The organism is Solibacillus silvestris (genome assembly GCF_051967575.1).
Taxonomy (GTDB): domain Bacteria; phylum Bacillota; class Bacilli; order Bacillales_A; family Planococcaceae; genus Solibacillus; species Solibacillus silvestris_B.
Map to the genome: position 1 here is coordinate 69,455 of NZ_JBQCJW010000003.1, position 8,346 is coordinate 77,800.

7 protein-coding genes are annotated in these 8,346 nt (G+C 43.0%); 1 reads left to right on the forward strand and 6 read right to left on the reverse strand.

Annotation, left to right across the window (positions count from 1 at the left end):
- Nucleotides 1–47: 47 nt before the first annotated feature.
- The gene (hisA, locus tag ACTHOQ_RS02725; RefSeq protein WP_440494136.1) at nt 48–809 is read left to right on the forward strand and encodes a phosphoribosylformimino-5-aminoimidazole carboxamide ribotide isomerase; all 762 of its coding nucleotides are present in this window, start codon (nt 48–50) and stop codon (nt 807–809) included.
- Nucleotides 810–898: 89 nt separating this feature from the next.
- Here the strand turns inward: hisA and ACTHOQ_RS02730 are convergent, their stop codons facing one another.
- The 6 genes from ACTHOQ_RS02730 to recJ all read right to left on the reverse strand — a co-directional run bounded on the left by ACTHOQ_RS02730 (nt 899) and on the right by recJ (nt 7,952).
- Complete coding sequence (locus tag ACTHOQ_RS02730; RefSeq protein WP_440494137.1) at nt 899–1,792, reverse strand: manganese catalase family protein; 894 nt, start codon at nt 1,790–1,792, stop codon at nt 899–901.
- A gap of 66 nt (nt 1,793–1,858) precedes the next feature.
- On the reverse strand, nt 1,859–2,065 hold the full coding sequence (locus tag ACTHOQ_RS02735) for a YuzF family protein (protein ID WP_440494275.1): 207 nt from the start codon (nt 2,063–2,065) through the stop codon (nt 1,859–1,861).
- A gap of 74 nt (nt 2,066–2,139) precedes the next feature.
- Entirely contained in the window at nt 2,140–2,586 is a 447-nt protein-coding gene (dtd, locus tag ACTHOQ_RS02740) for a D-aminoacyl-tRNA deacylase (protein WP_440494138.1), read from the reverse strand.
- An 18-nt stretch (nt 2,587–2,604) separates the two neighbouring features.
- The gene (locus tag ACTHOQ_RS02745) at nt 2,605–4,800 is read right to left on the reverse strand and encodes a RelA/SpoT family protein (RefSeq protein WP_440494139.1); all 2,196 of its coding nucleotides are present in this window, start codon (nt 4,798–4,800) and stop codon (nt 2,605–2,607) included.
- A gap of 301 nt (nt 4,801–5,101) precedes the next feature.
- On the reverse strand, nt 5,102–5,614 hold the full coding sequence (locus ACTHOQ_RS02750; protein ID WP_440494140.1) for an adenine phosphoribosyltransferase: 513 nt from the start codon (nt 5,612–5,614) through the stop codon (nt 5,102–5,104).
- Nucleotides 5,615–5,630: 16 nt separating this feature from the next.
- On the reverse strand, nt 5,631–7,952 hold the full coding sequence (recJ, locus tag ACTHOQ_RS02755) for a single-stranded-DNA-specific exonuclease RecJ (protein ID WP_440494141.1): 2,322 nt from the start codon (nt 7,950–7,952) through the stop codon (nt 5,631–5,633).
- Between the last annotated feature and the right edge of the window lie 394 nt (nt 7,953–8,346).

Sequence of the window (8,346 nt, forward strand, 5' to 3'; positions counted from 1 at the left end):
CTAAAATGTTATGATAAGTAAAATTGATTGAGAAAGTAGTGTATGAAATGGAGTTTAGACCATGTATTGATTTGCATGAAGGAAAAGTGAAACAAATCGTCGGGAGCACACTCGGTTACGAAAACAAAAAAGTTGTGGAAAATTTTACTTCTGAACATGATGCTTCGTATTACGCTTCATTATTTCAGCAGCAAAAATTAACGGGCGGGCATGTCATTATGCTTGGTCCCGGCAATGAAGAAGCAGCCATCCGCGCTCTTCAGGCATACCCAAACGGCTTGCAAATAGGGGGCGGCATTACTGCCGAAAATGCACAAAAGTATATTGATGCAGGTGCCTCACATGTCATCGTGACATCGTATATTTTTTATGATGGGCAGCTTGATATGGAGCGATTGCAGCTTTTAGTCGAAAAAGTAGGGAAAGAGAAGCTCGTTCTCGATTTGAGCTGCCGTAAGTATAATGGCAAATGGTATGTCGTCACCGATAAATGGACGAAATTCAGTGATTTCGAAGTGAATGCACAATCAATTAAGGATATTGAAGCATATTGTGATGAATTGCTTATCCATGCAGTGGATGTGGAGGGAAAACGCAGTGGCATGCAGGAAGAGTTGGTACGTGATTTGGCAGAGTGGACGACAATCCCGACAACATATGCCGGAGGGGTCCGTTCATTGGACGACTTGAAAAAGTTTGAAGCGATTACAAACAGCAGGCTCCATGTAACAATCGGCAGCGCACTTTCGATTTTCGGCGGAGAGCTGGATTTCCAGACGGTTGTCAATTATTGCGAAGGCATCGGCTAAAGCGCATTTTTTATTGATAAGCTGCTGTCAATCGGCATGAAAAACTAGACTGTCTGGAAGGGTCCCTGCTCCATGACAGCCTAGTTTTTTCATAAATTCGACATGAGGCGTTTTGCGATCATCTGAAATTCTTCCGGACCGATACCCGGGGCAAATTCTTCCGGCAATTCATCCAAATCGGGAATTTTCCCGCCCTTTGGCATCCCTTCTTCCACAATGAGCGGGGCGTTCGATGTCGGATGTTTCCCTTTCCAAATTTTATTAATATCTTGATAGTCCCCTACATAATTCCATGTAAACAGTACATTTCCATAGCCGCGCTCCTCATACTTCCGGGCATGGTCAAATACATGATTATCAAGGCTCGGTATCGGAAGCATCTTTGTCACATCCAGCCCTGTCGCCATTTCCAGCGCTTTTGCATAGGCAACGACATGTGTGCCGCCTCGCACTATTAAATACCCTATCGTTTCACGCGCTGTCGGGTGATCGGTCATTTCATAGACACGCATTTTATGTGTACGTGCCCCGCATTCCAAAAAGAAATTATGCAATAAATCGAGCACTAAGTTTCCGCTGGAAAATACATTTTCCCCGGTCCATGCTTTCCCCATTGAATCAACAGGCAATGATGTTTGGGCAGCAGCGATAAAGCTTTGGGTATTGCGCATATTTTTGGCATTGAGCATCGGCGCAACATTCGGAGTCCCGGCAAATGTCGTATCTTTGCTCAGTAAATTAATAGTGTTGGCAACAAGTTCAACATGGCCGAATTCTTCTGCCGTAATGCTTGCGACCAAATCATAAAATGGCTTTAGTTTCTTTTTTCCCCGAAAGTTGAATGACTGGTACATATAATTATTCAATGTCGACATTTCGCCAAATTTCCCGCCTAATAATTCCTGGACAGCACTTGCCGCATTCGCATCCCCATATTCAACTTGCGGTAAATCAATTGCTAAACGATTAACTCGCTGAAACAATAAAGCACCCCCTAATTGTCATACTAAGCTTATGACAACCAGAAAATGCATAGACCTAAACCATCATCATTTTTTTAAAAACGGCATAACCGAAACAATTTTTTCAATGCGAATATAAAACGGTGTTTGGCAAACGTCAAGCACAATATAATCCGGACAGATTACAGCCAAAATTCCTTGTTGGACTCGATTTCCCTCCTGCTGTACCGCAACCATTTGCCCTAAATAATTTTGAATTGCTTCAAGCCAATAGGCGTTCGAAAAAGTGTTCATTTGAACCAAAAAAATCACTCCTTTGTATGCATACTTTACAATATGCTCCAAAAGAGTGTTAGGTTCATCGATTATTATTTAGCTTTGGACTCGACCGTGATTGTTACGGGCCCATCATTTATAAGGGCTACATCCATCATTGCACCGAAAATGCCTGTTTCAACATGTAAACCATATGCTTTTAATTGTTCATTAAATGCCTCCCATAATGGCTCGGCATGTTCCGGTCTTGCCGCCTCCACAAAACTTGGCCGCTTCCCTTTGCGTGTATCGGCATATAATGTAAATTGCGAAATGGATAATATATCGCCGCCCGCTTCGAGAATGGAACGGTTCATTTTTCCTTCTTCATCTTCCCAAATGCGTAAATCGGCAATTTTTTTCGCAGCATATGCAATATCATCTGCCGTATCGCTATGGGTAATGCCGACCAATAATACATAGCCTTTTTCTATCGCGCCTGTCACCTGTCCATCCACTGTGACAGACGCTTGTTTTGAACGTTGTAATATTACTCGCATACTTTAACCTTCCATCTGTTAATTAATGACCCGCTGTACGGAATAAATATCCGGCAGCTGCTTAATTTTTTCGACCACTTTATGAAGCCCCGAAATATTCGAGATCGCAATCGTTAAATGAATCGTCGCAATTTTGTCGCGGTCCGCACGTCCGGTCACTGCTAAAATATTCGTTTTCGCTTCACTTACAGCATGCATCACATCATTTAAAATACCCGGCCGGTCAAATGCGGAAATTTCGATATCCACTGGGTAATCTTTGCGGATTTGCGTCCCGTCATTTTCCCATTCGACTTCAATAAGACGTTCCAAACTTCCATCTTCTTGGATGTTCGGGCAATCTGCGCGGTGTACTGACACGCCTCGCCCTTTTGTAATAAACCCGACAATATCATCACCCGGCACAGGTGTACAGCAGCGTGATAGACGGATCAGCAGATTATCAATCCCTTTGACGATCACTCCCGATTCCGTCCGCTTTTTCGGTGCCGGGGTGTTCATGCTTTTCACAATTTTTTCGAGCGCCTCTTCCTGTTCACGCTCTTTGCGCATCTTCTCGGCCAGGCGATTGACGATTTGCTGTGCGGTAATGCCATTTACGCCTACCGCGGCATATAAATCGTCTTCATGTGTATAATTGAATTTTTCAATGACCCGTTTAATATTTTCCGGTGTCAATACTTCCTTCAAATCAAAGTCTTGGGCTTTAATTTCTTTTTCGACAAGCTCTTTTCCTTTTACGACGCTTTCTTCACGGACATGCTTCTTGAAAAATTGCTTGATTTTATTTTTCGCCTGCGAGCTTTGCGCAATTTTAATCCAGTCACGACTCGGGCCAAATGATTGCTTTGATGTTAATACTTCGACGATATCCCCTGTCTTTAATGGGGTGTCAAGCGGTACCATTTTGCCGTTCACTTTCGCCCCGATCGTTTTGTTCCCTACTTCCGAATGGACGCGGTATGCAAAATCGATCGGGACAGAGCCTGCCGGGAGCTCGATTACATCCCCTTTTGGCGAGAAGACGTACACCATGTCGGAAAACAAGTCGAACTTTAATGATTCCATAAATTCAGCGGCATTCGATGATTCATTTTGGAATTCCAGAATTTCGCGGAACCAAGTCAGTTTTTGGTCAATATTTTCCGTGTTTTGCTCGATTGTCTTCCCTTCTTTATAAGCCCAGTGTGCCGCTATACCAAATTCGGCAATTTTATGCATTTCCTTCGTACGAATCTGCACTTCCAACGGATCGCCGTACGGACCGATTACTGTCGTATGCAATGATTGGTATAAATTTTGCTTCGGCATCGCAATATAGTCTTTAAAACGGCCAGGCATCGGCTTCCATAGTGTGTGAATAATGCCGATGACCGCATAGCAATCTTTAATGCTGTCGACTAGAATCCTTACAGCAAGCAAATCATAAATTTCATTGAATTGCTTTTTTTGGAGCACCATTTTACGGTAAATACTATATAAATGTTTTGGACGACCATATACATCAGCGTCGATTTCCACTTCTTTCAGCTGTGAATTGATTTCATCCATTACATTATCCAAATATGCTTCGCGCTCATTCCGCTTTTTTTTCATCAGGCTGACAATCCGGTAATATTGCTGCGGATTTAAATAGCGCAATGCAGTATCCTCCAGCTCCCACTTCACCTTGGAAATCCCCAGCCGGTGAGCTAATGGCGCAAAAATCTCCAATGTTTCCTCGGAAATACGGCGTTGTTTTTCCGCCGGCAAATGCTTCAACGTACGCATATTATGCAGACGGTCCGCCAGTTTGATTAAAATGACACGAATATCCTGTGCCATCGCGACAAACATTTTTCTATGATTTTCCGCTTGCTGCTCTTCTTTTGACATATATTTAATTTTCCCAAGCTTTGTTACGCCATCAACAAGCTTTGCTACTTCTTCACTAAATTCGTTCACTAAATCTTCGCGTGTCACGTCCGTATCCTCTACAACATCGTGCAAAAATCCAGCGGCTACTGTTTCGGGATCCATTTGCAGCTCCGCCAGAATTCCTGCTACTTGCACCGGGTGAATAATATATGGTTCTCCTGAGCTGCGGAACTGCTCTTTATGTGCTTCTTTCGCTACCTCATATGCTTTCACAACAAAGGCAACATGTTCTTCGTTCATATAGGATTTGACGAGCTCGAAAACATCTTCGGGCGCCAATATTTGTTCTTTCGCCATATTTAGTCCACCTGTTCTTTTTATTTTCGCTTTAAGTATAACTTCAATTGTATAAAAGATATCTACTAAATGTAAAGACACGTGGGCATTTAGTTTTGTAGAAAGATGAAATTTGTAGAATTGATGAACACATACTAGGAAATTTTTCATTTAAAAAAAGTTGTGTTAAAAGTCGATAAAACTTTTAACACAACCCTTCGCTATAGTAAACATATAATCCTGCGGCATTCATAATTAATTCCAGCTAGCGTCGCCGCAGCAGGCATGTCCCGCAACTACTTCCGGAATGCCCATTGACCGATTAATATTGGATTAATGTTTTAATAGGGACACTGCCGATTTTGTCGCGCCCTTTTAATTCAGTCAGCTCGATGATGAAAGCAGCGCCTACAACCTCGCCGCCCAATTGCTCGATTAAGCGCACTGTCGCTTCCACTGTCCCGCCCGTCGCAAGCAAGTCATCACAAATCAATACTTTCTGGCCTTGCTTTACAGCATCTTTATGCATTGTCAATGTATCTGTGCCATATTCCAGACCATAGTCTGCAGAGATGACTTCACGCGGCAGTTTCCCTGGCTTGCGTACTGGCGCAAAGCCGATTTCCAATGCATATGCTACTGGACAGCCGATGATGAATCCGCGCGCTTCCGGACCTACAATAATTTCCGCGCCCACTTCTTTTGCATATTTTACAATTTCGTCCGTCGCATATTTGTATGCAGGGCCATTGTCCATAATTGTCGTAATATCTTTAAAGCTAATGCCTTCTTTCGGCCAGTTTTCCACTGTTGTTACGTATTGTTTCAAATCCATTCTTCCTATGTCCTCCTCAAGAACCTAATCGCTCATTAAACCATTGCTTTAGCTCGCTATATGTAGCATATAATAGCTTTTGCTCGAGCTCAATTTGTCGTGAACGCATTTTATAAGACGGCGCTTCCGATAATGCTTGTTTCGGGGCATTTTCATTCACAGTCGCCAAACCATTCTCTATTGTAACAAATCCTAGCTCAAAAAACACTTTTGTCATAAATTTAATTACTTCCGCATTCAGACCAATATGCTTCGACAATTGTTGAATATGTTCGTTCAAATTAAAGGTAGGACGTTTTTTCAAAAAGCCGTAATACCATTTAAAATGATCGCGTGTCGGCATGCCATTAAAATAGGCGGTTTGATCTGTATAAAAATGGGCGTAAATACGTTCGATCCGCACGGAATGCAGCAGTCGTTCGAGCAATGCGACATTTTCCGGCAAATCAAGCAATACAATATTTTCATGAAGGACACTATAATCAACATCTTCCGCTACATGGACAATGCCTTTTGGAATCCATTGCGCAAAATGGGCGTTTGTTTGTTTCGAAAAAGCAAGGAAATCCGTTTTTTCAACATCAATTTTCGAAAGCCAATTTGCCGTATGGTTTTTTCCGCGATAATCATACAATTGCCATTCATTCACAGACACATCCTGAATCATGAATTGGGGCTTTTTATTGCCTTGCCATTCGTTGATCTGCAAATCCCCTACTAATGACAAAGCAATTCCATAAGAGATTTCCTCGTGTAAATAGCCTTTATTGAATCCTATCGCATCAAGAGAACTATAAGCATCCTCCAGCTCCATTTTCAAATGATTTTCGGCTGAGCCAATTTTCCGCATCGATTTTACTTTTACATTTTGAACCGCGAAAATAGGCTTCGGAAATTCAGTACCGAATGGCGCTAGCCGGCGAATCTCTTCAATCGCCTCGACCGTAATTTCACTTAGCTCAACAGGGACGTCTATATACAGTTTTTGGACAAGCTGCTCCTCTGTTAAACATGCAAGCGCCTGTTCATTTAAACGTGTGCGCAATGCATCTACATGCTCGATCGGCAATGTCATGCCCGCCGCCATAGGATGTCCGCCGAAATGTGGTAGAATATCGCGGTTTTTCGCCAATTCATTATAGAGGTGGAATCCTTCAATACTTCTGGCTGACCCTTTGGCAATGCCTTTTCCCCGGTCAATTGAGAGCACAATTGCTGGGCGGTAATATTTTTCGACTAGGCGGGAGGCAACAATGCCGACAACGCCGGGATTCCAGCCTTCCCCCGCAACGACCAATACTTGCGCCCCTTTTAAATCGGAATCGCTTTCAATCATTGAAATTGCTTCATTTGCAATGTCTTCCACTATTTTTTTCCGTTCTGTATTTTTGTCATTCAACTGCTTGGCGAGGTCATTTGCCTGTGCCGTGTCTTCACTCATCAGAAAATGCACACCGGGTTCAGCGCTTCCTAAGCGGCCAATTGCATTTAAACGCGGACCAAAATAGAAGCCAACCGTCTCTTCGTTTATCTCTTTCTGATTTGCTCCAGAAGCTTCACAAATCGCTTTTACCCAAGGATTATCGGATTGCCGCAATGCTTGCAGGCCCCGCTGCACTAAATAACGGTTTTCACCGATGAGCGGCACTAAATCGGCAATCGTGCCAATCGCAACATACTCGAATAAATGGTCTGGCAGCTCGCCGTATAATGCATGCGCCAATTTAAATGCGACACCAACGCCTGCAAGCTCTCCAAACGGATAATGGCCTTCCGGAACACGCGGATGAATAATGACATTGGCATCGGGCAACATATCCCCAGCCTCATGGTGATCGGTAATAATGACGTCCATACCAAGCTCACGGGCAAGCTTCACCTGTTCAATCCCGCTAATTCCATTATCGACCGTAATAATTAAATTTACGCCTTCCGCATGCGCTTCGCGGAAAAGTTCTTCATTCGGGCCGTAGCCATGAATAAAGCGGTCGGGAATTACGAAGCTTACATTCGCTCCTAAATCGAGTAGAACATTCAGCAGAACAGTCGTACTTGTAATTCCGTCTGCATCATAATCTCCATAAACCAAAATCTTTTCACCGTTTTCCAATGCTTGTTCAATTCGGACGATTGCTTCTTCCATGCCCGCCAATAAAAATGGATCATAGTACTGGCTTTCATCAATTTTCAGCAAAGGCTCGGCTTGCTCAATAGATTCACATCCGCGGGCAATCAATATTTTTGCTGCAATCGATGAAATATTTAATCCTGCGCTGAATTGCTTCACAAGCTGTTCATCCTGCTTAGTTATTTTCCAAACTTTTTGTGACTGTATCATATAAATTTCACTTCCTCATGCAGTACATTATACCGAAAATCGCTATTGTTTCCTAAAGATTATTTCGAAAAATAGCATTCCAAACTCGTAAATCGACTAGATTAATTGCCGGGTTCTGCTTTCGAGGCGCAATGTTCTACTTTCGCCATGAAAGCTTCTACATTTTGCGGAGATAGTTCTACTTTTGGCCCAGAATCTTCTACTTCCCGCACTTCCCCGGCTACTTTAATTGCCAGGTTCTACTTTCGAGGCGCGATGTTCTACTTTCGCCATGTAAGCTTCTACATTTTGCGGAAGTAGTTCTACTTTCGGCATAAATAGTTCTACTTTTGGCCCAGAATCTTCTACTTCCCGCACTTCCCCGGCTACTTTAATTGCCAGGTTCTACTTTCGA